This window comes from Kitasatospora sp. NPDC051705 (assembly GCF_044453265.1).
Taxonomy (GTDB): domain Bacteria; phylum Actinomycetota; class Actinomycetes; order Streptomycetales; family Streptomycetaceae; genus Kitasatospora.
In genome coordinates this window covers 25,330-49,157 of record NZ_JBITCO010000027.1, presented here as the reverse complement: position 1 = coordinate 49,157, position 23,828 = coordinate 25,330, and the positions used below count along the sequence as shown (strand labels likewise).

The 23,828-nt window shown below is 71.5% G+C and carries 18 protein-coding genes, 1 pseudogene and 1 CRISPR repeat array; of the genes and pseudogenes, 9 read left to right on the top strand and 10 right to left on the bottom strand.

Annotated elements, in window-relative coordinates:
• Window positions 1-85 precede the first annotated feature (85 nt).
• On the top strand, window positions 86-613 hold the full coding sequence (locus tag ACIA8Q_RS27370) for a ferredoxin (protein ID WP_396317838.1): 528 nt from the start codon (window positions 86-88) through the stop codon (window positions 611-613).
• A 410-nt stretch (window positions 614-1,023) separates the two neighbouring features.
• Here ACIA8Q_RS27370 and ACIA8Q_RS27365 read toward each other — a convergent pair whose 3' ends face one another.
• Window positions 1,024-2,067 carry a 6-carboxytetrahydropterin synthase gene (locus ACIA8Q_RS27365; RefSeq protein ID WP_396317837.1) on the bottom strand — a complete coding sequence of 348 codons (1,044 nt, stop codon included), beginning with the start codon at window positions 2,065-2,067 and terminating at the stop codon, window positions 1,024-1,026.
• Between ACIA8Q_RS27365 and ACIA8Q_RS27360 the strand changes: the two genes are divergently transcribed.
• Entirely contained in the window at window positions 2,066-2,407 is a 342-nt protein-coding gene (locus tag ACIA8Q_RS27360; protein ID WP_396317836.1) for a hypothetical protein, read from the top strand. The genes ACIA8Q_RS27365 and ACIA8Q_RS27360 overlap by 2 nt on opposite strands.
• A gap of 254 nt (window positions 2,408-2,661) precedes the next feature.
• The gene (locus ACIA8Q_RS27355) at window positions 2,662-2,991 is read left to right on the top strand and encodes a hypothetical protein (protein WP_387903311.1); all 330 of its coding nucleotides are present in this window, start codon (window positions 2,662-2,664) and stop codon (window positions 2,989-2,991) included.
• Window positions 2,992-3,696: 705 nt separating this feature from the next.
• Here the strand turns inward: ACIA8Q_RS27355 and ACIA8Q_RS27350 are convergent.
• Window positions 3,697-4,875 carry a hypothetical protein gene (locus ACIA8Q_RS27350; protein WP_396317835.1) on the bottom strand — a complete coding sequence of 393 codons (1,179 nt, stop codon included), beginning with the start codon at window positions 4,873-4,875 and terminating at the stop codon, window positions 3,697-3,699.
• A 473-nt stretch (window positions 4,876-5,348) separates the two neighbouring features.
• Here ACIA8Q_RS27350 and ACIA8Q_RS27345 point away from each other — a divergent pair, with 473 nt between their 5' ends.
• The gene (locus tag ACIA8Q_RS27345) at window positions 5,349-5,789 is read left to right on the top strand and encodes a hypothetical protein (protein WP_396317834.1); all 441 of its coding nucleotides are present in this window, start codon (window positions 5,349-5,351) and stop codon (window positions 5,787-5,789) included.
• Window positions 5,790-6,142: 353 nt separating this feature from the next.
• Window positions 6,143-6,962: direct repeats of the CRISPR family, unit length 29 nt; unit sequence CGGCTGACCCCCGCAGGTGCGGGGAGGAC.
• A 534-nt stretch (window positions 6,963-7,496) separates the two neighbouring features.
• Here the strand turns inward: ACIA8Q_RS27345 and ACIA8Q_RS27340 are convergent.
• From ACIA8Q_RS27340 to ACIA8Q_RS27325, 4 genes are all read right to left on the bottom strand, one after another.
• Window positions 7,497-9,023 (bottom strand): class I SAM-dependent DNA methyltransferase, encoded by a 1,527-nt coding sequence (locus ACIA8Q_RS27340; RefSeq protein WP_396317833.1) that lies wholly within the window; start codon window positions 9,021-9,023, stop codon window positions 7,497-7,499.
• Window positions 9,020-10,396, bottom strand: coding sequence for a hypothetical protein (locus tag ACIA8Q_RS27335; RefSeq protein ID WP_396317832.1), 1,377 nt, complete (start codon window positions 10,394-10,396; stop codon window positions 9,020-9,022). The genes ACIA8Q_RS27340 and ACIA8Q_RS27335 overlap by 4 nt, the downstream gene beginning before the upstream one ends.
• 67 nt (window positions 10,397-10,463) lie before the next feature.
• On the bottom strand, window positions 10,464-11,582 hold the full coding sequence (locus tag ACIA8Q_RS27330; protein WP_396317831.1) for a DNA/RNA helicase domain-containing protein: 1,119 nt from the start codon (window positions 11,580-11,582) through the stop codon (window positions 10,464-10,466).
• Window positions 11,583-11,591: 9 nt separating this feature from the next.
• Window positions 11,592-12,395, bottom strand: a complete 804-nt coding sequence (locus ACIA8Q_RS27325) for a hypothetical protein (RefSeq protein ID WP_396317830.1) — start codon at window positions 12,393-12,395, stop codon at window positions 11,592-11,594.
• 1,008 nt (window positions 12,396-13,403) lie between these two features.
• Here ACIA8Q_RS27325 and ACIA8Q_RS27320 point away from each other — a divergent pair.
• Window positions 13,404-14,210, top strand: coding sequence for an ankyrin repeat domain-containing protein (locus ACIA8Q_RS27320; RefSeq protein WP_396317829.1), 807 nt, complete (start codon window positions 13,404-13,406; stop codon window positions 14,208-14,210).
• A gap of 856 nt (window positions 14,211-15,066) precedes the next feature.
• Here the strand turns inward: ACIA8Q_RS27320 and ACIA8Q_RS27315 are convergent.
• Complete coding sequence (locus ACIA8Q_RS27315; protein WP_396317828.1) at window positions 15,067-15,999, bottom strand: hypothetical protein; 933 nt, start codon at window positions 15,997-15,999, stop codon at window positions 15,067-15,069.
• Between the two features lie 814 nt (window positions 16,000-16,813).
• On the opposite strand from ACIA8Q_RS27315, the gene ACIA8Q_RS27310 reads away from it, so the two are divergent.
• Together ACIA8Q_RS27310 and ACIA8Q_RS27305 are read left to right on the top strand one after the other, a co-directional pair.
• Window positions 16,814-17,083, top strand: coding sequence for a hypothetical protein (locus ACIA8Q_RS27310; protein ID WP_387903285.1), 270 nt, complete (start codon window positions 16,814-16,816; stop codon window positions 17,081-17,083).
• A complete protein-coding gene (locus tag ACIA8Q_RS27305; protein WP_396317827.1) occupies window positions 17,076-20,078 on the top strand; it encodes an ATP-binding protein in 3,003 nt (1,000 codons plus the stop codon). The genes ACIA8Q_RS27310 and ACIA8Q_RS27305 overlap by 8 nt, the downstream gene beginning before the upstream one ends.
• Window positions 20,079-20,233: 155 nt before the next feature.
• Here ACIA8Q_RS27305 and ACIA8Q_RS27300 read toward each other — a convergent pair whose 3' ends face one another.
• On the bottom strand, window positions 20,234-20,704 hold the full coding sequence (locus tag ACIA8Q_RS27300) for a hypothetical protein (RefSeq protein ID WP_396317826.1): 471 nt from the start codon (window positions 20,702-20,704) through the stop codon (window positions 20,234-20,236).
• 206 nt (window positions 20,705-20,910) lie between these two features.
• Between ACIA8Q_RS27300 and ACIA8Q_RS27295 the strand changes: the two genes are divergently transcribed.
• Complete coding sequence (locus tag ACIA8Q_RS27295) at window positions 20,911-21,414, top strand: ABC transporter substrate-binding protein (protein ID WP_396317825.1); 504 nt, start codon at window positions 20,911-20,913, stop codon at window positions 21,412-21,414.
• Window positions 21,415-21,420: 6 nt separating this feature from the next.
• Here the strand turns inward: ACIA8Q_RS27295 and istB are convergent.
• Window positions 21,421-22,207 (bottom strand): annotated as a pseudogene (gene istB, locus ACIA8Q_RS27290) (IS21-like element helper ATPase IstB).
• Window positions 22,204-23,082 carry a Mu transposase domain-containing protein gene (locus ACIA8Q_RS27285; protein ID WP_396317824.1) on the bottom strand — a complete coding sequence of 293 codons (879 nt, stop codon included), beginning with the start codon at window positions 23,080-23,082 and terminating at the stop codon, window positions 22,204-22,206. Before ACIA8Q_RS27285 ends, istB begins: the two are co-directional and overlap by 4 nt.
• 143 nt (window positions 23,083-23,225) lie before the next feature.
• Here ACIA8Q_RS27285 and ACIA8Q_RS27280 point away from each other — a divergent pair, with 143 nt between their 5' ends.
• Complete coding sequence (locus tag ACIA8Q_RS27280) at window positions 23,226-23,783, top strand: SMI1/KNR4 family protein (protein ID WP_396317823.1); 558 nt, start codon at window positions 23,226-23,228, stop codon at window positions 23,781-23,783.
• Window positions 23,784-23,828: the final 45 nt, after the last annotated feature.

The window sequence follows — 23,828 nt, the reverse complement described above, 5'->3', positions numbered from 1 at the left end:
GCCGGGGGCGGCCGAGGGCACCGGGCAGAACGCTTCCCATCGGCAGCCCGTCGTTCAGCTCGGACGAATGCCCTAGCCTCGGGGAATGACGCTCTACTTCGACCCGGTGGCCATCCTCGGCGACGACCGCGATGCCTTTCGGGGTCGTTGGGAAGACCGTCTGTGGCTCAACGTCCCCGGGCCCTTCTACGGCGGGGAGACCGACACCTGCTGGACCGGACGGCTCTCGGCGCCCGCCCACGTCCTCTACGGAGGCGAGTACCTCAGCGAGTACGTCTACCGCCAGCCCAGAACGCCCGGGGACACGGCCCTGCTGGTCGAGGCGGCAGATGACGACCCGTTGCTCGGGTACGGCTGTGACGGCGACTCGCGCTGGACATCGGAAACGGTGCGGGAATGGTGGGGTAACCGCGGCCAGGTCCTGCAATACCTGTCCGATCAGCGGAGCAGGTGGGATGAGGGCGATGCCTGGTCAGGCCAGGGCATCGCCGCCGCAGTTCGCGACTTCGAGCTCTACATCGCCGGTGATCTGGCAGCCGACCTGCGGATCTACCTCTACTGGCTGGAAGAACGGCGTTCCCCCAGCCCCGCTGACCGGTTGCCCGAGCTGTAGCGCCACCGTGCGGCGGCGCGCCCGAGCCCGCGCCCGCCGGCTGCCCAAGTGCGGAGTGTCCGTAGCGGGCAGACCAGCGGCCATGCGCCCCATCCGCTCTTGTCCATAAGGGGTTGTCCCGGCTGCCTCCGGTGGTGTGCTCCAGGGCCGTGGGCGCGCGAGCGTGTTTCTGTGTCGGGGTGAGTGCGCCGTGTTTGGTGTTGCCGGATCGTCTGCTGGTGGGGTTGGCAACAGCGCGTTCGCCGTGTTTGCGGGGAGTGACGAGGCCGGCAGCAGGGGTGTTCGGGGTGTGCGAAGGCTCTCCGCCAGGGGAGGGGCGCGGGCTGAGCACCGGAGATTGCGTTTCGTTGACCTGCGGGAGTTCGATCGGTCAGGCGATCCGGACGGATTCGATGCGATTCGGTTCCAGCTCACCTCCGCCATCCGCGGTCTGCACCTGGCCGCTGACCGCGAACTTGAAGCGGGCGCGCTCCAGGGCGGCGAACGCGCGGAGCGCCTGCGGAACGATCCGCCGCCAGCGGCACGACGCCCGGCTGCAGCAGCGGCTCGCCACCGGTGATCACGATGATCGGCTCGGTGCCCTCCAATGCCCACGCGGCAAGGTCCTCCACCGCCCACCAGGACGATTCCGTGGTCAGGTTGAACCGGCGGGTATCCCAGGTCTCCGGGGTGTCGCACCAGCCGCATGTCAGGTTGCAGCAGCAGCGGACGAAGGCGGCCCGCCGGCCGGTCGACGGCCCCTCGCCCTGCACGGTGTTGCGGAACTTCTCCGTGATGCGCAGCCGCGGCGGCAGCTTGGGGCGGGTGCTCTCCGTCTCGGACACCCGGACCGCGAGCGGGTACCCGACGGACCCGCTGAGGCCCTTGGCGGTGAGCCAGCCAGCCAGGTGCGCCGCAAGCAGTTCGGACGTCGGGTTGAAGTCCAGGATCCGGTTGAGGACCTGGTGGTGGAGCGTTGACCGGATGTGGTCGGTCAGCCCGTCCGGGACGGGGAGCAGGCCGCCGAGCGGGCCGGGAAGGGTGACGGCGTAGGCGTGGCCGTGACGGCGCCCGCACTTGTGCCCGACGGCGAGCCCCTCCAGCCAGTGGGTGGCCGGGAAGTGGACCGCGGCAAGTCCAGCGGGTACGGCCGTGCGGCCGGTCAGCAGCCGCACGTCCGCCAGCCGGCTGCGTGCCGGTTGCGGCAGGTGGGTGCGTGCGCAGGCGAGCAGGTGGTGGCGGATGGCCTCGTCGCTCGGGTCGGCCAGAACATCGGAGAGGTCGCGGTGATCCAGGGCGTGGTCGATGTGCTCCTGCAGCGCGAAGAGGTCGCCGAAGTCGGTGACGAACCCGGTGCCGGTGAGCCGGTCCGCCGACAGGATGACCTCGGCCGTCATCGAGTTGCCGGCCTCGATGCCCCAGACGGTCCGGGTGGCCTCGAAGCGCATGAGCTTGCCGATCGTGTAGGTGCCCATGTCCCTCACACCCCCGTCCGCGCGGCGGCGTACTCGCGTCCACCTGTCGCAGGCCTACACCCTGCTCGGGCGTACGGCGGACGCCTACCGGGAGCAGCAGAGTGCTCTGGCCCTCACCACGAGCGCGTCCGTGATGACGCGTGCCCTGCTGGCCCTGGACGAGGCCGCCTGCCGCCGGATCGAGGGCGACCACGACGCTGCCGCAGACCCGGCGGCCAGAGTCTGGACCGACCTGCCGGTCCTGCACCGCAGCGGCCTCGTGCGCTCCCGAGCCACCGATCTCCAGCTCGCCCTCGCCGGGCGGGCCGCCGATCACCTGGCCCAGGCCCTGGCCGCCTGAGGCGAACCCCGCACCGAGACGGAGCCTCCTGCTTGGCAAGGATACGAACGTCACAACTGCTTCCCTCCCCGATGGCACCCAACGGACGACAGCGCCCCTCGCGGATGCAAGGGGCCACCAGGCCGGCCGAGGCCCACCTCGACCGGCCCCGTTGCCCGTGTCCAGCGCCTGATGGCGCTCTCTGAATCTGGCTCTGACCGGAGTTCCGTGAAACCGGGATGACCTCACCCGTCGCGATGGCGAATACTCACATCATGCAGGCCTTCCCCATGAACCCGGATCGGCTCGAATCGCCCGTGCAGCTCATGGACGACGCGGGCACCGCGTGGCAGCTCCGGAAGAAGCGAGTCGATCTTCGCGCTGTGAGCCGGCTGATGAAGGACGACGCCGTGACCGTCGTACTCGGAGAGAGCGGCGGGACTCGCCCCCGGCTTGTCTCCGATGGCGAGCGCCCGACGCTCTGGGGCAAGGTCAAGGATGATTACAAGGGGCCCAACGGCGGCCGGATGGCAGGACGCTACCTCGCGCACGAGTTCCGTGCGGATGCCGACCGCCGCATGCTCTACCTGGAGGAGCACTGCTGACAGCGGGACGGTCACGCTCGTACGAGGACCCGGATGCGGAGAAGCCGGAATGAGGGCCGGCCGTATAAGGCTCGCTTGATCGTTTTGACCCTATCTACGTTGCCCTCGACCTTGCCGGAGCTCAATTCGAGGGTGAGGCCAGCGGTGACGGCGCCGAGGTCCTGGCGGAGGAAGCCGGCGAACGAGCTGCAGGAACTCGCGGTAGCGCCGCAGTGCCCGGTCGGTGGCACCCGGCCGTACGTAAAAGCTGTCGCTCAGGTACTCGACCCGGCGCACAGCCAGGCTCGCCCCGGCGGACAGTCCGTGAATCCGGAGCGGAGGGACCGGCCCCCAGACGCGGGAGACCGGTCGTTCAGCGCGCAGCGCGCGTGGCCGTCTACGCGGCATCGGCCTTTCGACACATGATCACGGAGCGATGATGCCAGGCAGGGCTGCCCTGCCGCACCCGGATTCCGACCTCCGCAGCCGCCCGCGCGGAACTGCGAGGGCAGTTACAAGACAACCCTTACCGGAACCGGAGACCAGGCCCTGGCCTGAGACTCCGGTCCGCCGCGTTGCCGTCCTGCAAGTGCGGCCCGCCTCTCGAACCATCTCCCGGCACCCCGGAACTGACCGGCCACCCCGGCCGACGGCCGTCCGGGTGCCGGCCCCGCAATCCGCGGGCCCGGCACCCGGACGTCGACCTTCTCGGGGTCGCTGCGCACCCTATCCGGTGCCACCGACGATCCGTGCGGCCGGATCGGTCGGCGGCGCGATCACCAGGGCGTCCAGCGCCGCCTGGGTCCGGCCCCTGTCGTCCTTCCCGGCCCGGCGCAGGCCGGCCTTCGCGTACTTCTCCACCATCGCGGTGGACTTCCAGTCCCCGGTGATGACCAGGATCTCCGCCGGGCTGTAGCCCTGGGCGGCGAGGTCGGCCGGCACCCCGGCGCGCAGCCCGTGGCTGGTGGCGTCCGGGGCGTCGAAGCCCGGGGTGCGCGCGACCATCCGCTTGAGTGCCCGGTTCACGGACGCACCGGTCATCCCGATACCGGAGGCCGGGACGGGCACCAGCTCTCCCCACTGCGTGATGCCGCGCAGCAGCGGCATCTCCGGTGCGGCCTGGCCGAGCTCGGCGAGCAGGGAGATGTAGGTGCGCACCACGGAGATCGCCAGCGGGTCGCGGACGGTGTACTCGCGGCCGGTGGACCAGCGGTCGTTCTTGCTGGTGCGCTTGCCGGCGACCATCTGCTCGGTGCCGTCCTCGAGGTGCTCGAAGGCGATGGAGTCGATCCGGTAGGCGGCCTGCTCGCTGCGGCGGGCCCGGGTGCGGTACCCGAGATGCAGGATCGTCAGGTCCCGCCACCGGGCCAATGGCACACCCGGGGTCACCCCCTCCTGCAGCCGGGCGACCCGGGCCGCGTCGACCGGCGGGCTCGACCTCGGCGTGCGCCGCGCGCGGGCGTGCTCGGCGGCCTGCTTGCGGATCAGCTCCGAGGCCGCCTTCTTCGGCGGCCAGTTCTCGAAGCCCGCCCGGGCGTTGCGGTCCCGGACCGCGGCCATCGCCAGCCGCAGCGAACTCACCGGCGCGCCCGTCCCGTCCCGGCCGCCGTGGCGGCGCAGGTGCGAGAGGTAGGAGACCATGGTCGCCTCGCTGGTTCGCGGCCCCGGTCGCCGCCCGTTGGCCGTGCACCAGCGGGCGAAGTACAGCCACTGCTCGTCGTAGGTCTGGCTGGTGCGCTCCGGCCGGGCGTCCGCGAGGTCCGCGGCCGCCTCCTCGGTCAGCACGTCGTCCGGATCCGGGTCGCCGTCGGGCAGCGCGAACTGCACGAGCAGCTGGTCGTCGTCCTCGACGAGTTCGGCGTCCACCACTTCGCCGGCGAGCACCGGCAGGTTGGCCGAGCTCACCGCTCGTCCCGCCCGGTGAGAGACCACGCCCCGTCCTCTGCGGCCATCGTCCGGCCGCAGCCCGCGCACACCGCGGTCGGCCGCAGGTCGTTCACGGTGGTCGACTCGACCGGCCGGTGCCCGGCCCAGCCGCCCGTACGACGCACGGCGTCTGTCAGGACGGTGCCGGGTTCTCGCCGGCACTCGTCCACGGGGTGAGGCTGTTCGAGGGCGAGGTACACGGCGTCCCCTTTCCGGGCAGACCGCCGGCCCGGGGCGGGCACGGCGGACGGACCCAGCGTAGGAGCGGGTGCTGGCGCCCGTGCAGACGGCCTATCTGTGCCGGGCATTGTGTCGCGCCCCCTAAATCAACAAGTTAGAGGACGCGATACAGAGGTCGATACGTAAGAGGGCGCTCGGACAGAGGTCAGCGTTTCTAGACCGTCTATGACGGTTATTTGTGTTCAGGCGCCTGCGGTGCGATGGTGTCTGCCATGAAGATCACGATCACCGTGGAGAATCCGACTCCCGAGGCGCTCGAGAAGCTGCTCGCCCTCGCCGCCATGCCGGCCGCCGTCGTGACCGCGGTGCCCGACGACCGCTGGACGTCGGAGCGGGCGCGCTCGTACTACGACCGCCTGCCGCCCCGCGCCCAGCAGATCCTGCTCCAGGTCATCGAAGGCGAGGGCGAGTGCGCCGCCGAGGAGTTGAGGGCGAACGGTCGGAGCCTGCGGGGATCCACCGGCGCGTTCAGGCGGGTGCTCTCCGAGGGCCAGCGGACCGGCCTCTGGCCTGACGGATTGCCCGTCCCGTTGGTGTCCCATCTCGTCGGCGGGCAGCTCAAGAAGCTTGAGATGCCGGGTTGCGGCACCGATCGGTATCCGCATCCTGCGTTTGAAAAGGGACTGCGCGATCTGCTGTCAAACGGTCGCTGACGACCTGCTTTGACGGGCGCTCCCTGTTCAGAATTATTTTCGGTAGGACCGGGCACACTGTCGGTCGCACACGGGAAGAGGGGTTCTGGATCCAACGAGACGGGGCGGTCCCTGCCTACCCCCCGCGGGCGCGAGGCGAACCGCTGGCGGTAGACCGCGGCGCGCCTGCTGCGGCCGACCTCCGCGGGCGCGGGGAGGACCCGCTCACCCGTGCGATGCCCGAGAAGGATTATGGCTGATCCCCGCGCGTGTGGGGAGGACCTCTGGGATCCATCATGCCGTAGGCGTGCGGAAGTCTACGGCCGAAGGTGCGGGGAGAACGCCGGTGGTTCGCGACCGTCGCTGGTGTTGGCTAGCTGACCTTCGCGGGTGCAGGAGGACGCCGAAAACGCACCGCCGAAAGGTGTGGCTACGGCGGACCCCCGCGGGTGCAGGGAGGACGACGGGGCGTCGCGGGAATTCGTGTGCGGGATTGGCTGACCCCCGCAGGTGCGGGGAGGGCCGCAGCAGGCCCATGCCCGGCGCGCTGCGTCCGGCTGACCCCGGCGGGTGCGGGTAGGACCATCGACGGGCGACGGCGTCCACGACCGCGGACGGCTGACCCCCGCAGGTGCGGGGAGGACGAACCCCGACCTTCTCGACAGCTCGCGCGAACCGGCTGACCCCCGCAGGTGCGGGGAGGACCGGCCCGGGCGCAGATCGTCGGCGGCCAGGTGCGGCTGACCCCCGCAGGTGCGGGGAGGACTTCAACGCCGGCCACGGTGTGTGCGGCTCGCGCGGCTGACCCCCGCAGGTGCAGGGAGGACGTCCCGAACGCGGGCGGGCTCCTGCCGGCCTACGGCTGACCCCCGCAGGTGCGGGGAGGACCCGACCATGGCGGCGCGGCGCTTCGCCGGCAGCGGCTGACCCCCGCAGGTGCGGGGAGGACCCTGGAGACCTGGAAGTCGGCCTGACGGAGCGCGGGCTGACCCCCGCAGGTGCGGGGAGGACCCGGTCACGCCCTGTGGCGTGGTGTGGGGGGTCGGCTGACCCCCGCAGGTGCGGGGAGGACTTGATCGCTTTCCCGGCATCCTCAATCGGCTGCGGCTGACCCCCGCAGGTGCGGGGAGGACGCGGCGACGGCCAGGGCAACGGGCTGTCGAACCGGCTGACCCCCGCAGGTGCGGGGAGGACCCTTCGCGACCTGGGACGATGCGGAGGCTTTGCTATTTCTTTGCCGAGCTCGTATGTGCCCGCTGGATCGACCTCAACGGCGCACGTGAGCTGTTGAGGTGTCAAAGAGCTTGAGTCACATCCTATGCGCGGTGCCGATGGCGGACTGAGGTCGACAATGTGGAGCACGCCGGTATCCAGGAGCGTCGCAGCGGGGTGTCGAGTGCTGGCGGTGGAAGCAGGGCCGCCTCCGGCGGAGGGGCTCACGGTCCGTGCCGCTTCCGCCGCCCTGGTCGGTCTTCGTCGCTTGCTTGGCGCGGTGTCGGGCTGGTGTCACTGCGCCGATCACGGAAGTCCGGCTGCCGCCGGATCCGGGCCTTGACGGCCCTTTCCGTGCTCGTCCGTTCCCGTGGCTGGCCGCCGATCGCCGCCGCGTAATCAGCTTGCTTGTCATGTTGGTTGCTCGGGATCCCGGGGAGGGCCGTGCGCTCTGTTGGGCGGGCCCGCGGGTGGGGCGAACGGTCTCGAACGGTGGTGGAATGAGGGCGCCCGAACTTACGCGTCAGAGGTCGGGTCGGCGACGTCCGCTGAAGCAGCTGGCATGGACGCCGGTGGTGCCTGGGCGAGCGTGTGGGTGATGGCCTCGAATTCGGCGAGCGCCGCCCGCAGGTTCTGCGCGATCTCGGCTGCGATGACCTCGGGCGGACTGTCGTCCGACGGGGTCGGCTGCGCGATCGGGCAGAGCAGGTCGAGGTTGGTGTCGTCCCGATTGATCAGCTCCTCGTAGGTGAAGCGTGCGAAGCGGCCGTCCGGGGTCTCCGTGCGGGAGGCGCGGTCGCCGGGGCGCAGGGCCTCGAGGACGCCGGTCAGGTCCTCCGCTCGCAGCGGGCGCTGTGTCGGGTGGAACGAGTGGCCGGTGCGCAGGTCGTAGACCCACAGGTGTGTGGTGGCGGGTGTGCCCGAGGGCGACTGCGGCTTGGTGAAGTGCAGGACGTTGGTACGGACCCCTGGCACGCTGTGGAAGATCCCCGTAGGCAGCCTGATGAGCGTGTGGAGGTCGAAGTCGCGCAGCAGTAGCCGCCGTACCGCCTCCGCGGGGCCGCTTCCGAACAGAACGCCGTCCGGCAGTATCACCGCCGCCCTGCCGCCGGGGGTCAGGACCGACATGACGTGCTGGAGGTGGTTGAGGGCCTTGTCGCGGGTCCGGACGGCGAAGTCGGGGCGTTCCGGTGGGGTTCCCAGCATTCCGAACGGCGGATTGCTGAGCACGACGTCGGCCTGGGTGAAGCGGCGCGCGTCGAACGGGTCGGTGCTGGTGACGTGGACCGGGCCGCCGTACCAGCCGGTGTCCCGCAGGAGCAGGTTGGCGCCGGCCAGGCGACTCGCGGGGGACGCCTCGTTGCCTTCGAGGCGGCGTTCGGTCGACGGCGGCAACACGGTGTCGGGGTGCTGCTCGCGGATGTGGCGTAGCGCGGCGACGAGGAAGCCGCCTGTTCCGCACGCGGGATCGGCGATGCTGTCCGCCGGGCCCGGTGCCGCGAGATGTACGAGGGTGTCGACGAGGAAGCGCGGAATGTGGTGTGGGCTGCTTCTCCGGGTGTCCTGGACGGCGAGGTCGAACAGGGCCTCCAGGACATCACCCTCCTCCTCGCTCCCGTCGGGACCCGGGGTGAGGCCCTCCTCCAGGTCGTCGATCAGCTCCCGGAGCACGAGTGGGTCGGTGACGGCCCCGCGCGCGTCGGCGAGCACGCGCCCGAGTGCGGTGTCGGGCCGGTTGCCGAGTCCTTTCAGGATCCGCTCGTACACCTCGGGCAGATCGCCGTCCGGAGCAGCACGGAGGGTGGTCCAGGCGCCGGACGCGGCGGCGAGTTCCTGGTCGGCCGGGTGCCCGGGACGAGATGGCGTCGGTCGGTCGGCCCGTTTGAGCAGGAGGAGGTGGGAGATCGTCTCGAGGAACATCCAGCCGGGGACGCCGTCCTCGCGCAGCCGCTCGTACCGGCCCCATAGCCGCTCAGTCAGAGCCTTCGGCGGTTCCGCCTCCTCGGGCGGCAGGGACGGGTCGGTGGGGCGGCTGCTGCTCATCGGAAGTCGAACTCCTGCTGCTCGTAGCCGGTCTCGGGGAACCTCGTCGGCTCGTCGGCCTGGGTGGGATCGTCGGCGGTCCCGTGGCCGGTGAGCCGTCCGGACAACGCATGGGCGAGGATGGCCAGCCGCAGCTCCGGACCGGACCGGCGGGCGTCGGCGACGAGCGCGCGTGTGGCGTTCACGTGCTCCCTCCAGACCTCCGCCGCCCGGACGAGCCGTTCCTGGACGGGCAGGGCGGAAACGGGGACGGTGACGGCCTTGACGTCCTCGAGGCGGACGGAGAGGCTGCCCGTCGTGCCCCTGACCTGGTCCTGGAGGCGGCGGCGGATAGCGGGGGCGTTCCAGACGAGCTCGAGGAACCGCGGAAGGAGCCGCGAGCCGGGCCGGATGCGGACGAGGTGGTTCTGGTACAGGGCACCGGCGAGCTCGCCGTGCCAGAGGGCGGCCTGGCCGATGCGTTCGAGGCTGCCGTTCTGCCGGACGACCAGGAGGTCACCGGCTTCGACGAGGTGGTGGCGCACGGAGTCGACGGCGTGCACGGGGATGGTGACCTGGCGGACGTCACCGAGCGTCAGGGCCTCGCGCGCGACGTTCGCGACGCCGAGGTACGGATGCGAGGATCCCGTCTCCGCGGCTTTGGGCGTGCGCAGCCCCGCGGTGACCTCGGCGACCTCGGCGATCGGCGACAGCGGTCCGGTGGGGGGAGCTTCGGTGGGGCCGTCGGCGGTGACGTCCTCGGTGAGACGTCCGGTGACCACGGCGTTCAGGACGCTGTCCCACAGGCGGGGAAGCCCCTGATACGCGGCGTTGTGGGCCGCCTCGCCGGAGTCGAGGCGGCCCAGTAGCTCGTCCAGGGCGTCGGCGACGCGTCGTTGCTCGGCCGGCGGCGGCACCGGGACGCGCCACTCCCGGACGGCGGTGGAGCCCAGATGCTTGAGCCCGGTGGCGCCCCTGGCGCGGCGGCCGAACTCGCCGCGCAACGCGTCGTAGGAGAGGGCGTGACAGAGGTAGCGGGGGTCCACCCCGGGGACCGGTCGGACGCGGATGAGACCGCTGTGGAACGAGCAGTCCTCGATCTCTCCGTTCCACAGCACCGGACGGCCGATGCGCTCGACGCTCCCGGAGGCCTCGGCCAGGAGGACGTCGCCCGGGCGCAGGTCGTACCGGCGGGACTGTTCCCGGGTCAGTTCCGTGGTCGAGACCTTCGTGAGGTCGAGGGCGCCCCAGCCGAGGTTGGAGCACCTCAGCTGGCGCCGCGTCAGCGTGCTGGGGACCCGCGCACGGGTGGCGCCCCGGCCGGGCTGGACCGTGGCGATTGTGTCGACCCGGCGCAGGGCCCAGCCGGGCGGCAGCGGCAGAGCGGGGGACAATCAGTTCTCGCTTCCCATCGTGGGCCGTCCGGGGGCGGCTCGGCGGGCGCCGTCGGTCATCGGGGGCTCAGATCTTCTGGAGACCGAGATCGGCGAAGAGCCGTCGGGTCGCCGGGTCGACCGAGTACAGCACCGTGCCGCGGATGGAACGCGTCATGAGGACGCCGTAGGCGTTGCGGATGGCCCGGGCGAGCTCCTCGTCGGACCGTATCCGGTCGGCCTTGCTCAGTACGTGCTCACGGTGCACCACCCACGCGCCGTCCTCCCAGGTGAGGTCCGGCCCCATGATCACACCGCCCCATTCGAACTCCAGCCCCTGCGCGGTGTGGACACAACCGATCTGCCCGAAGCCTCCGGGGTCCGTCGCCCAGTACTTGCGTTTCGGGACCCCCGGAGTCTTGTGATCGTCCCCGGCGTTCCACGGACGGGCCCACCCCTCGTCCGGCGCGACCTCCGGCACCGTGCCGGTCGGATCGGTCCACGGCCAGCACATGCCCGCACTCATCCGAGCACTGGCACCGTCCTCCTGCCGGGCGTGCAGGAACCCCTCCATCTCGCCCGCGCTCTCGGCGTAGTACAGCTGGAACGGCTCCGGATCGGGACCGTCGTCGGGGTTCCACGAGATAGGGGAGCCGGCCATGAGCGGCTGCACCCAGGCGTCGTACGTCGCACTCCCGACGGCACGGAGCACCCGGTCCAGCGTGATCGGGACGACCTCCGCCCCGAGACGCTTGATCTCCTCGACGAGCGCCTCCGGGGACCACACCTCCTCGGCGAACAGCCGTTGGTCACCGTCGACGAAGAACACCGGCACCCGTGCCCGGGAGACGATCACCTCGACCGACGACTCACCGGGACGCATGTGGAAGGAACCCCGCATCGGGCGCTCCGACAACCGGTGCGCCTCGTCGCACAGGATGACGTCGAGCTCGTCCACCGCCCGGTCGTCGGCGACCTTGCTCAGCGTCGTGAACGCACCGCGCCGGCCCGGCGCCGCGCGCCGGAAGGTGTCACGCGAGGCGATCCCCCCGGACACGAAGGCGGCCCGGTAGCCCTCGGACAGCGCGTCTCCCAGCAACGTCAGAGCGACGAGCGACTTGCCGCTGCCCGCCCGGCCGCTCACCACGTAGACCTTCTTCGCACCGGGTGCGGAAGCGGTACGGACGGACTCCATCACGTCGTTCACCGCGCGCAGCTAGTTCTCCACCAGGCTGAAGCGGGTGTGGCCGTCGATGATCGCGCCGATCTCGTCGGTGAGGAGCGTCTCCGAACGGCGGCGGTCCAGGAGGGTCTGGGCCGCCTCGGCACCGGACTCCGGGGCGAAGTTGGCCTCGAGGAACTTCCGCAGGTCGGCGGGCCGGCGGGCCGTGAACGTCGGGATGCCCGGGCACGGCGCGACGTTGCCGATCCACTGCGCGTCCGGGCGCTTGAGGTTGTGCAGGTAGGAGGCGCCCACGAGGTTCACGTAGCGGCTGTCGAACATGCTGTGGTGCTTCCGGAGCGCGACCACGTTGTCCTGTACCTGGACGGCCGGATGCTTCTTGTGCCTCTCGTAGTCCGGGACGAAGACGCGGTCGACCGCGCACTGCGCGCACAGCCCGTTCCCGCCGCCGGAGCGGCATGACACGCAGAGCCCCTTGGGCCTGTCCGCCCGGGGACGCTCGACGGTGTTCCACTGCTTGAGCTCGATCGCGGCGAAGCTCAGCCCACCCGACGGGTGGCAGCCGGCGAGCACGACGTCGATCGGGTTCATGCCGGGGTCGACGCGGTACTCGACGAACATCCACACCTGACCGCGCCCGAGGTCGGTCAGGACGGTCGCCAGCTCGTAGAGGCTCTCCCGCCACGACGTCACATCGCCCGTCGACGGGTCCTTCCCCTCGGGGTGGGCCTCCCGGTAGCACTGCTCGATCTTCCCGACCAACGCCAGCCGGTTGCGCACCAGCTCTTCGGCAGGCCAGTACGCCTCCAACGGGCCCCACACGGCCCCGCTCGCCATCCCCTGATCCACTCCCCCGATGGCCGGCCGGACCCCGTCGCGGCCGGACAGCTCTTACCGACATCGCATCGCTTCGCGTGCAGAGCCCGTCATCGCCGGTATCGGTCGACGGCGAACTTGACGGCCACCGAGTATCCCAGCGCCGGACAGGATCGACAAGGAATTACCGATCGACATCGCGGGAGCGTCGTTCGACGACCTGCAGGACTTCCGTCGCGGTCCGTCCGACACGCAGTCCGCGGCGAGCGCGGGCGGGCAGTGCGGCGGCGCAGACGCCGTCGGAACGCCGAGCCGGCGACGCGCCTCGGACACAGCCAGGGCCACGATCCCGACGCAGCCGCCGGTCCGACGAGCGCGGGCGCGCACCAGCGCCAGGACGAGAGCGCCACCGCTGCCGGGCCGCCCGACCACCGACGCCACCACCGACGGCCCCTGCAGAACGAGCCGTCAGGATCAGATGCTGCAGCGGACGCATCGGCGTTCAACTACCCGCTGCCGGATTCCGACATGGTCCGACATGATCTGACACGGGACGGCCACGCGGTCCAAGCCCAGTTCGGGCCGTGTCCTGGAGACGGTCAGCGAGTGGTCGATCTTCGCCCAGTGGCTGACCGAGCGCGGGATCACCACCTTGTCGGGGGTGACGGCTCGAGGACCTGGCCGATTTCGCCGCCTTGGCGCGCCGCCGCCCCGCCACCCCGCCGACGGGGATTACCAGGGCCGACACGGCGACCGTCCGGCGCTTCTGACGTCACAGCCGGCCGCCCCGGACCGGCTTCGGGACGACTGCTGTCGGACCCGCATGCGATCGTCTGCGGAGGGGGGCTGACGCACGCGCTGGTGTGGAGAGGACGGAGAGGCACGATGACGGGCTGGGCCGGTGTGACCTGGGAAAGCTGGCGCGACCACGGTGACATCCGAGCGCGGCTCGACGCGGGTGCTGACCCGGACGAGTGGGATGGGGGCCACCCTCTTCACCGGGCGGCGGGGTTCGGCTCTCCCGAGGTGGTGGCCGAACTGGCGGGCCGTGTCTCGGACGTGGACGCGCTGGAGTACGGGACGACGGCGCTGTGGGGGGCCGTCATGGAGGACCGGCCGGACAACGCCCGGGCCCTCGTGGCCGCCGGTGCCGATCCCTGGCAGCCCCAGCTTGGCGGCTGGTCGCCGGGCCGCCTCGCCCTGGCCGGGCCGGTCCCCGACCTGTTCGCCGTCCCCGACGAGGAACCCGGCCTGACGGCAGCCGAGCAGGCCACCGTCCGGCGCGGTCGACAACTCGTCGAGGCCCTGGGCCGTTTCCACTACGAGGGCACCAGCCTCGCCTGCATCGCCGGCATCGACGCCGCCGAGGCGATCCGCCGCCTGGACGCGGCGCCGGCGGACGAGGAGTCCATGGCGGACTTCCTCGACGACCCGTACGAGTACTCCATGGACGAGAGCCTGCTCATCGCCGGCGTCACAACCGTTCCCGGCGGATGCATCGTCACCCAGCCCTGGGGCTACACCCCGTCCACCCCGGGTGCGATGGCCCGCCTGACCACCGGTACGTTCGGCTACGGCCTCTATGCCAACCCCAAGAGCGGCAATCAGGGCCGCATCGTCCGCAACAGCACCGTAGAAGCATCGGACCTCCACCCCGGCGGCGGTCCCCGCCCTGACGACACCCCTGAGGAGGTCCTGGCCGGCTACCTCTACCGCTATCACGCCGTCGCCTACGCCTGCGCCTTCGCGGGCCTCCGACCCACCAGCGCCCGTGCCGTCACCGGCCCCGCCGACACCTGGGTCCGTCTGCCCGACCTCGACTACTGGAAGCGCTGACCCACCGCGGGCGCCGTATGGCAGCCACACGGCGGAGGCCCCGCAGGATCGAGATGAAGCGCGGCACAACGAACTCGGCGGGGCGACAGCCTCCCGCACCGAGGGCCGGTGCCCGAGCTGTAGCCATGAGCACGCGGCGGCACCGTCAAGCGGTGAGTGTGTGGGCTTGGTCGGGCCAGGCGGTCGCCTCGTCGTATGGTGCGCCGGCCTTGAGGCGACCGTGCAGGACGCCGACGAATCGGTTGGCGAGTCGGCGCAGGGCGGCGTCGGATTCGATGCCGCGGGCTCGTTGCTTCTCGTGGTAGGCCCTGGCACCGGGGGAGAGCCGGAGTGCGGAGAAGGCTTGGGCGATCGGGGCGACGGTCTGTAGCCGTCACTCCGGGGCCAAGAGACACCGTCCTGGACACGCGTGGTTTGCCCCGGCCGAGACGGACGAGCTTCCGATGGTGCCCGGCATCCGGAAGCGGCTTACCGACTGGCGCCGGGGAGTGCTCCCCGTGGTCCGCCGACTTGTACGGCTCGGTCCGTCACAGGACGGCCGCACGGCCTACCCGGACAGCCTTGCCCTGCTGATCTGCCGTCCTCCACGCCGTGGCCCAGCGTGCCGACCGGGTGACAGAGGTCGGGCTGGTCGGCAACGCCCAGGCCGCGGCCGAGACCTGCGCGACCGCAGCCGCGCGTCTCCCGGCCGCGACTGTCGAGAACGGCGCGACGCGTCCGTGGCCGACCGGCGAGAGGACGTCCTGGGGGCGCCCTTCCTGCTTTTTGGGCACGTCGATGTGGGCAGACCGAGGTGGGTCGGACGGTCGGGGGCGTCTCGACGGTCCGAGGCGGTGCTACAACGCCCGACGGGCTCTCACGATCGGTACGCGGCGTCGTGATACCCGCGCAGTCGGGGGCCACGGATCGCGGGCAGCCCGACCAGGGTGCCCGCGAAGGCGCCGTGGTGGGGTTCCAGGGGGTGCCAGGGGCGGGATCGCAGTGGGTAGTCGTCGCGCAGGACGCCCTCCGGGAGCCCCCCTGTGGCGGGCGTCGGCGAGCTCTCCCCGGGGCCGGTGAGGTATGCCCAGACCCCGCTGTCCAGTGGCACCACCGTCGCCTCGCGGTCGGGCGGGCGCCACGGCTCGCCCGTGCCGGGGTGGCGGGGGACGAGGAGGACGTCGGGGTGGGGCCGGGGCGCGGGGACGCCCGGGCCGGCCAACCCCACCGAGCGGGCGTCGGGCCCGGGTGGGAGGTAGCAGGCCACGGCATGGCCGAGCAGTTCCATGACGGGACCGGCCGGGAGGGTCACCGGGTGGTTCCCGGTTGCCGCCACGAGGTGGGCCAGCGCGACACCGATCGCGGCCTCCCAACGGCGGCTCCACGACCCGTCGGGTTCGACGGGCGGGACGCGGTGGTCGGCGCGTCCCACGTCCGCCCAATCGGGCAGCGGGGCAGCCGGGAGCCCCGAGGGACGGCGAACGACGGCGTCGGGCTCCAGCCACACCGTCTGCCACGAACCGCAGTCGTCGATCCGGGTCGCCACGGCCCGCCCGCACCCCGCACAGGCCAGGTTGGGTCCGGCCCGGCCGTCCACACCCCGGCAGTAGCCCTCGCACTTCTCCAGGACCAGGGTCATAGACCGGGAGTCACCGGGCGCGATGACGATCCTGCCTCGCGCGCCGAAGGAGACGGAGTACACCGGCGCATACACTCCCTGCCGGGCGGCCGCCTCCTCTCCGACCTCCTGCCACAACCGCCAGGGCGGTCCGGTGGGCTGCGGGTCGACGGCGTACGTCGCCGGCTCCATCAGCGGAGGATGCAGCTCCTCCCAGGCACCGTGGTGGGTGTGGACGGGTAGGGCGACCCGGGACACCGGCGCCGTCAGGTCGGTGCGGCACCCGGCACACGCGAACACGTCCAAACAAGCTCCCCTCGCTGCGGTTCCCCGGGATTGTGCCTCGCCCGCGGCGGACGATCCATCGGATTCCGCAGCGCCCCCGGAATGTCCAGCGTGTGTTTCCGGGCCGACGACGCGAACCGCCGAACCTGGCCTCACATTGAGCCGTCGCCGAGCAGGTGCGGGGAGGACGCCGTATCGCCGTCGAAGAAGCCGTCCTGAACGGCTGACTCCGGCGGGTGCGGGGAAGGACCCTTCGCAAACTGGTCGGCTGTGGCGGCTTCGGCATTTCTTCGCCAGCCACGTCGTGCTTGCCCACTCGAGGGTCTCGGACGGCACCGCCGAACCGTTGAGGTGGCAGGGGACTCTCGAGACTCTCCCACACCCCCAGCGCCGGGCCCCAGGGGATGCACCCAGGCCGTGGTCGTGCACGGACGGGCGCGCCCGTCCTGTGCCCGTGCACGGGACGGCAGGGCCGCCCTGACTGCGGCGCTTACGGCGCACAACGCGCCCGACAGCACGCCCGGGCGTGCGGCTGCCCGCCGCAGCCGCTCACGGCCCGCCCGGCACGCGGCCGACCATACGGAGACAAGGTCGATTATGCCGCAATGGTGATCATTTAGGAGTACATGGCGAATGTGCGGAATATTCCCCTGACCTGCCGTCAGGTGTAGGATGCTGAACCCGCGGCTCTGTGTCGGGAGCGATATCAATGGGGGCAGGCATGGCTCGTGGATGGGAAGCCGATCCTTCCGCTTCGTTCGAGAAGCGCCTGGGGAAATCCGCGAAAGAGCTCGGGACGTCCGAAGGCCGGGACGAATGCCCGGACATCTGGCAGCTCTCCAACGGTGATATCGCCGTGATCGGGCGCGACCTCACGCAGGACTACGGCGGCCGGCTGCCCGACGGCGTCGCCCTCGGCCCCGGCGAGCGGCTCGTCGTCATTCCCGGCGTCATGCTGAGCGCGGCGAAAGCGGACATCGCGGATGCCTGACCGGCGGGTCCCGGAGCTGCGGCCCGAGTGGGGCGAGACCCTCGCCCGCCAGGACTACAAGCGCGACTTCCGCGAGCGGGACACGCGCGTGCACGGCCGGGACTCCTGGAAGCTGGAGCGGCTCCAGCACTTCGAGGAGCAGGGCAGTACCAGCTGGGACGCCGTGCGCCGCGGGGACTGGGACGAGGCGCTGCGGCTGCTGGAGGGCCGGCGCGCCGCGCTGCTCGCGATGGGGCGCCAGGACGAGGAGCGCCAGTCGTTCTTCCACCGCGTCCGGGTGGTCCAGCGGCCGCTGACGGCGTACGTGCACTGGGAGCTGCACTCGCTGCGGATCCGCGCCGAATGCGGCGAGCGGATCCGAATCCTCGACGCCGAGGCGCTCGCCGATTCCGGGGACGAGGAATTCGGTCCGCTGCCGGAAATCGTCGTCCTCGGCGGCCGCACGGCCTACCGGGTCATCTATTCGGAGACAGGGGTCCCGTCCGGCGCCGTCCGTTACACCGATCCCGATCTCGTCCTCCGCTGGGAGGACTACATCAAGGATCTCTACCGTGCCGGCGAGGACGTGCACTCCTACTTCGCCCGCGAAGTGGAGCACCTCCCCCCGCCCACACGGAATCGGAGCACCGTGGCAGACGAGGACGACGGGAACACCGACAGCCCCGGACGCACGCATTCCGCCGTGTCCGGGTCCTCGACCCACGACCTCGTCCAGGCACGGGACATCCGCGGCGGAATCCACTTCCACCGCGACCCCGACCACCGCGACACCACGAACCCGGCCGACACCGCCCCGAAGCCCCGCCAACTGCCCGCCGACGTCCGCGGCTTCGTCAACCGCGTCGACGAACTCCACCGACTGGACACCGACCTCACCCGGGAAGCCCCGGACCGCCACGAAGCCGCCGTCATCGTCATCGCCGGAACCGCCGGCGCCGGCAAGACCTCCCTCGCCCTGCACTGGGCCCACCACGCCCGCGACCGCTTCCCCGACGGCCAGCTCTACGTCAACCTCCGCGGCTACGACCCCGGCCGCCCCGTCACCGCCCCGGAAGCCCTCCACCACTTCCTCACCTCCCTCGGCGTCCCCGCCCCCTCCGTCCCCACCGACCCCGACGCGGCCGCCGCCCTCTACCGCTCCCTCCTCGCGGACCGCCGGGTCCTCGTCGTCCTCGACAACGCCGCCACCGCCGCCCAGGTCCGCCCCCTGCTGCCCGGCAACTCCGGCAGCCTCGTCCTCGTCACCAGCCGCAGCCGCCTGTCCGGCCTCGCCGTCCGCGACGGCGCCCGCCGCCTCACCCTCGGCACCCTCCCCGAACCCGAGGCCGTCGCCCTGCTGCGCGCCATCACCGCCGACCACCGCCCCCACGACGACCCGGACCAGCTCACCCAACTCGCCCGACTCTGCGCCCGGCTCCCGCTCGCCCTGCGCATCGCCGCCGAGCGCGCCGCCAGCCTGCCCCACACGGCCCTCGGCGACCTCATCGCCGACCTGCGCGACGAATCCGCCCTCTGGGACGCCCTTACCGTCGGCGAGGACGAGGACGCCGACGCCGTCCGCACCGTGTTCGCCTGGTCCTACCGCGCCCTGCCCGCACACGTCGCCCGGCTCTTCCGCCTCCTCGGCCTCCACCCCGGCCCCGACTTCGGACTGTACGCTGCGGCCGCCCTCGCCCACCTCACCCCCGGCCGCACCCGCCAACTCCTCGATTCCCTCGTCGGCGCCCACCTCGTCGAACAGAGCGCCCCCGACCGCTACCAGTTCCACGACCTCCTGCGCGCCTACGCCACCGACCAGGCCCACCGCGAGGAGACCCCCGAAGAACGCCACGCCGCCCTGCGCCGCGTCCTCGACTGGTACCTGCACACCGCCGACGCCGCCCAGCAGCGCCTGCGCCCCACCGAAGCCCGTGTCCCGCTCGACCCGCCCGCCGACGGGATCCGGCCGACCGCGCTCGCCGACTACAACACCGCCGTCGACTGGGCCGAACGCGAACGCGCCAACCTCCTGTACGCCGTCCACACCGCCGCCACCGCGGGCGAGGACCGCCGCACCTGGCAGCTCGCCGCCGTCCTCTGGAACGCCCAGGCCCCCTCCGCCCCCGGCGCCGACTGGCTCCCGGCGGGCCACGCCGGCCTCGCCGCCGCCACACGCCTCGGCGACGACCGCGCCCGCGCCCTGCTGCTCACCGACCTCGGCATGGGCTGCACCCGCATCAACGCCCTCGACGACAGCCTCGGGTGGCACCGCGCGGCGCTCGCCCTCTGGCAAGGCCTCGGCGACCGGCTCAACGAGGCGCACTCCCTCAACCTGATCGGCCTGGTCCACCTGCACCGCCGACAACTCGCTGACGCCGCCGAGCACTTCGATCGGGCACTCGCCGCGTTCCGGCTCCTGGACGAAGCGCAGTGGGAGGCCACCACCCTCGCCAACCTCGCCGGCACCCACTACCGCGCAGGCCGCCTGCCCGAGGCCGCGACCGCCGTCGCCCAGGCGCTGAGAGCCCACCGAGCCCTGAAGAACCAGCGCGGCGAGGGCAACGCCCTGCGCCTGCTCAGCGACATCCGCCGCGAGGACGGCGACACGGCCGGCGCGCTCGCCGCCGCCCAAGCCGCCCTCGACATCGCCCTCAACCTCAGGGACCACCGTCTCGAGGGCTTCTGGCTCCTCACCCTCGGCGACGCCCAGCGCGCCGACGGACAGCACACCGACGCCCTGGAGTCCTACCAACGCTCCGCCGTCCTCCACCGCCGCCTCGGCGACCGCAGCCGCGAAGCCCAGGCCTGGCACGGCACCGGCGAGACCTACCGCCGCCTGGACCGCCCCACCGAAGCCGCCGCCTTCCTGCGCCGCGCCGCCGCCGCCCACCACGACCTCGCCGACACCTGGCACGAGGCCCTCGCCCTCGCCGCCCTCGCCGCGGCCCTGGCGAACGCCGATCCCCAGGCGGCACGACGGCACCGGCAGGACGCACTCGCCCTCCTCGCCGGGTAAGGCGACCCGCGGGCGGGCGCGGTGCGGGAGCGGATCACGCGGCACCTGGAGACGGGCTGACCGCGTTCGCGCCGTCCGAGGCGGTGGCCCAAGCCGTCGCCATGCGAGGCAGGACGCGATGCCGTCACCGGACCCGAGCGCGCCGGCCGCCCCCGTCAGCCGTCGTCGGGGCCCAGCAGCGCGGCGGCCGCGGCGACGAAGGCGACGGATGCCTCCTTCGCCGCATGCCGCCGGGCGTCCAGCTCGGCTCGGTCGCCGGCCCTGCGCAACGCGTACGTCGCGTCCGCCGCTTGCTGCGCGGGGCCAGCCAGCTCGGGGACCAGGACCTGGAGCCGGATATGGGGCGCGGTGACCGCCGTCCGCGTGTCGTGTGACCTCGTCTGGGCCTCCAGCTGGTGCTCGGCGCCCGCCTCGGCCAGCGCCAGCCGCTCCCGGTGGAACATCGCCGAGCGGTGCGCGTCCAGGGCGGCCGCGAAGTCGGTGACCGCACCGAGCCGCTCCTGGCGCCGGCTGTCGGCGCGCTCCTCCGCCCGCGCGGTGCGCGCCGAACGGTGCTGGAGGAGTCCGGCGGTCAGGGCACCGGCGAGGGTGCCGAGCACGGCGACGATCGAAGGCCATATGGACATCTGGTGTGGGTCCCCCTCAGACAGTCGGTTCAGCGGTGGCATTAACGACTTGAAGTGGCCCCGCTTGTCCGGCCTGAGCTGGCCCCACTTGTCGGCTTGCCGGTGGGTCGCTCCGGCTTGAGGTGGCCCCGGGTTCCGGTGCGGGCTGGCCCCATTGCAGCCGGGGTGATCTTCCTGCGGTGGGCTCAAGCGACTACGTTCGCTCTGTGCTCACTTCGGAAGACGCCTCAGCATTCATCAGCACGTTCCTCGCCGACCTTGCCTTGGTGCAGGAGCCGGATCGATCCGCGTTCGTCGCGTCCGTGCTGGACTGGCGGGAGTTGGCACCCATCGCGGTGGGTCCGAGCTGGGAGCGACTGGACGGCGAACAACGTGGAGCCACTGTGCTGGCGATGACGAAGCACGTAGCCGAGCAGATCGCGGGGCTGCCTCTGGCGGGCGCGGCCTTGGTCATCACGGATCGCGACCCTCACGACGGCGGCAAGTTCAGGGTCATGACCTCTGCCCATGTTGATGAGGAGCCGACCGAGATCACCTTCTGGGTGTTCGAAGAGTCCGACAAGGGGCTCAGGATCGGGAACGTCGGAGTCGAGGGCGTCTCCTCTCTCGGTAGGTTGCGCCCGAGGCTGACAGCCATCGCGGAAGACCGAGGCATCGATGCGGTGCTCCGCGAACTCCAAGGCAGGATCGTGCAGCAACGGCCCGCGTGACCTGGCCTATCGGCCGGCCTGCTGCTTGGCCCTGGTCTGGGCGAGACGATAGGACTCGGTGCCGGTCTCGATGATGGTGCCGTTGAAGGTGAGGCGGTCGACGATGGCCGCGCAGAGGCGGGGATCGGTGAACGTCTTCGTCCAGCCTCCGAACGATTCGTTCGAGGCGATGGCCACGCTGTTCTTCTCCTCCCGTTCCGTCAGAACCTGGAACAGCATCTCGGCGCCACGGCGGTCCAGTTCGAGGTAGCCGAGTTCATCGATGCAGAGAAGATCGACGCGTCCGTAGCGGGCGATGGTCTTGGTCAGCTGCTTCTCGTCAGCGGCCTCGACGAGCTCGTTGACCAGCTTCGCGGCGAGCGCGTATCGGACCCGGAAGCCGGCCATCGCGGCCGCGGAGCCCAGTCCGATCAGCAGGTGGGACTTGCCGGTGCCGGAGTCGCCGATCAGGCAGAGCGGTTCGCCCTTCTTGACCCATTCGCAGGTGGCGAGGTTGTGGATCTGGGCGGGGGGTGACGTTCGGGTTGGCGGTGTAGTCGAAATCGGAGAGCCATTTCGGACGAGGAAAGCCGGCCGCGCGGATGCGGCGCTCGGACCGGCGCCGGTCACGGTCCTCGCACTCGGCCATCAGCAGCTCGGCCAGGAAGCCGCAGTAGGACAGTCGCTCGCGCTCCGCGCGGGAGGCGGTGTCGGCGAACTGGGCCCGCAAGGTCGGCAGCCGCAGGACCCGGCAGGCGGTGTCGATGGCGGCATCGGCGGCGGGCTCGGTCAGGGTGTGGTGCGGGCCGTTCATAGGGAGTCCCTTCCGGGTCGGTGTTGCAGGAGCTGATCCCAGCGGTCCAGAGCGGGCAGGGGCCGCTGGTCGGGAGGCAGGCGGGCGGTTCGGCGCTCGGTCAGGCTCGGCAGCGGCAGGTCCGTGGGGACCACCGGTTCGGGCAGCGGGGTGGTGGCGGTGACGGTCGGCGACCGGCCTTCCGACTCGGCGGCCCTGCGGGCTTCCAGCGCGACCACATCCGCGGTGCAGGCCCCGGCCGTGAGGGCGGCCCGGATGCCGGCGACCACGTCGCGGTGCTGCAGGTGCCGGTGCAGCAGCAGGACGTGGACCAGCGCCTTCGTGCCGTCGCTCTCTCCAAGAGCGCGCTTGGCCGCAGACCAGAACGCCTCGTGGGCCGGGGTGAACGTGCCTGCGCGGCGGGCCTGTTCGAGTGCTTCGGAGCCGGCCAGGGCACCGGGCTTGGTGAGCAGGACCTCCAGGAAGTGGTCCAGAACGACCCGTTCGGCGCCCTTGGTGGTCAGCCTCGGGTGACGGGCGATCTCGGTGCGGCCGTGGAAGACGACGACCTCGTCGGACCGCAGCAGGACGTGGACGGTGCGGCCGATGAACCGGACCGGAACCGAGTAGCGGCAGACGCGGACGGCGACCATGCCGTAGCGGTCGACGTGCGGGGCGAACGCGATGCCGGTCTCGAACGGGCCCTCGGGCAGCGGCAGCAGTAGCGGGGCCTCTTGGGTGAAGTCCTGGCCGATGGTGCGGATCCGCATCCCGATCCGGCGTTTCTCCTCGGCCCGCTCGAACTCGGTGAACGCGGCATTGAGCTCGCCCAGCGACTCGACGCGCGGGACCGGGGTCAGGTAGTTGCGTCGCCAGTAGCCGACCTGGCCCTCCACTCCGCCCTTCTCGTGGGCTCCGCGAAGGCCCGGCTCGCAGTAGAACGGGATGATCGAGAATTCTCTGAACTCTCTGCAGCCAAACAGTCCGCCTGGCGGCCCTGGCCATCGACATGTCGGTGGGCCCTGACAGCATCACGGTCATGACCGACATTGATGACCTCGTGCAACGCGTTGCCATCCGGGCCGCATCCGACAGCGAGGACCTTCCCGCGCCTGTTAGCAATGCCCAGATTGCGGAGGCCGAGGCGCAACTGGGCTTCGCACTGCATCCCCTACTTGCGCGCCTGTATCGCGAGGTCGCTGACGGCGGCTTCGGCCCCGACTACCGACTGCTGCCACTGCTTGGTCCGGGCTCCAGCGTCGCCGGCGAATACCTGACGCGACGTGAGGCGTCCGTTGGAGTGGAGCACCCGGAGTGGCCCGAAGGCGTCGTACCGATCCTGACCTGGGGCTGTGCCATGTACGCAGGCGTTGATTGTCTCAGCGAGGACGGTCAGGTCCTGCTCTTCGAGCCGAACCCGCATAGCGGCGGATCGTGGGATCAGTGCTGGTTCCTCGACTCCGACAGCCTCGCAGCATGGCTGGAGACATGGCTCGCGGGGACGGGCTGGTTCGAGGAGGATGCCTTTGACAGGGACGACCTGATCGAGCCTCAGCCATGGGACCAGGCCGCAAGCCGACTGTCCTCCGGCGCATAGCGGAACATCAGCCCTTCGTCCCGCTGACGCAGGCGCGGTCATCCC

Coding starts and splice junctions, on each gene's coding strand:
- ACIA8Q_RS27370 (WP_396317838.1), top strand. CDS start 86: ATGACGCTCTACTTCGACCCGGTGGCCATCCTCGGCGACGACCGCGAT.
- ACIA8Q_RS27360 (WP_396317836.1), top strand. CDS start 2,066: ATGTCCCTCACACCCCCGTCCGCGCGGCGGCGTACTCGCGTCCACCTG.
- ACIA8Q_RS27365 (WP_396317837.1), bottom strand. CDS start 2,067: ATGGGCACCTACACGATCGGCAAGCTCATGCGCTTCGAGGCCACCCGG.
- ACIA8Q_RS27355 (WP_387903311.1), top strand. CDS start 2,662: ATGCAGGCCTTCCCCATGAACCCGGATCGGCTCGAATCGCCCGTGCAG.
- ACIA8Q_RS27345 (WP_396317834.1), top strand. CDS start 5,349: ATGAAGATCACGATCACCGTGGAGAATCCGACTCCCGAGGCGCTCGAG.
- ACIA8Q_RS27340 (WP_396317833.1), bottom strand. CDS start 9,023: ATGAGCAGCAGCCGCCCCACCGACCCGTCCCTGCCGCCCGAGGAGGCG.
- ACIA8Q_RS27325 (WP_396317830.1), bottom strand. CDS start 12,395: ATGGCGAGCGGGGCCGTGTGGGGCCCGTTGGAGGCGTACTGGCCTGCC.
- ACIA8Q_RS27315 (WP_396317828.1), bottom strand. CDS start 15,999: ATGGAGCCGGCGACGTACGCCGTCGACCCGCAGCCCACCGGACCGCCC.
- ACIA8Q_RS27310 (WP_387903285.1), top strand. CDS start 16,814: ATGGCTCGTGGATGGGAAGCCGATCCTTCCGCTTCGTTCGAGAAGCGC.
- ACIA8Q_RS27305 (WP_396317827.1), top strand. CDS start 17,076: ATGCCTGACCGGCGGGTCCCGGAGCTGCGGCCCGAGTGGGGCGAGACC.
- ACIA8Q_RS27300 (WP_396317826.1), bottom strand. CDS start 20,704: ATGTCCATATGGCCTTCGATCGTCGCCGTGCTCGGCACCCTCGCCGGT.
- ACIA8Q_RS27280 (WP_396317823.1), top strand. CDS start 23,226: ATGACCGACATTGATGACCTCGTGCAACGCGTTGCCATCCGGGCCGCA.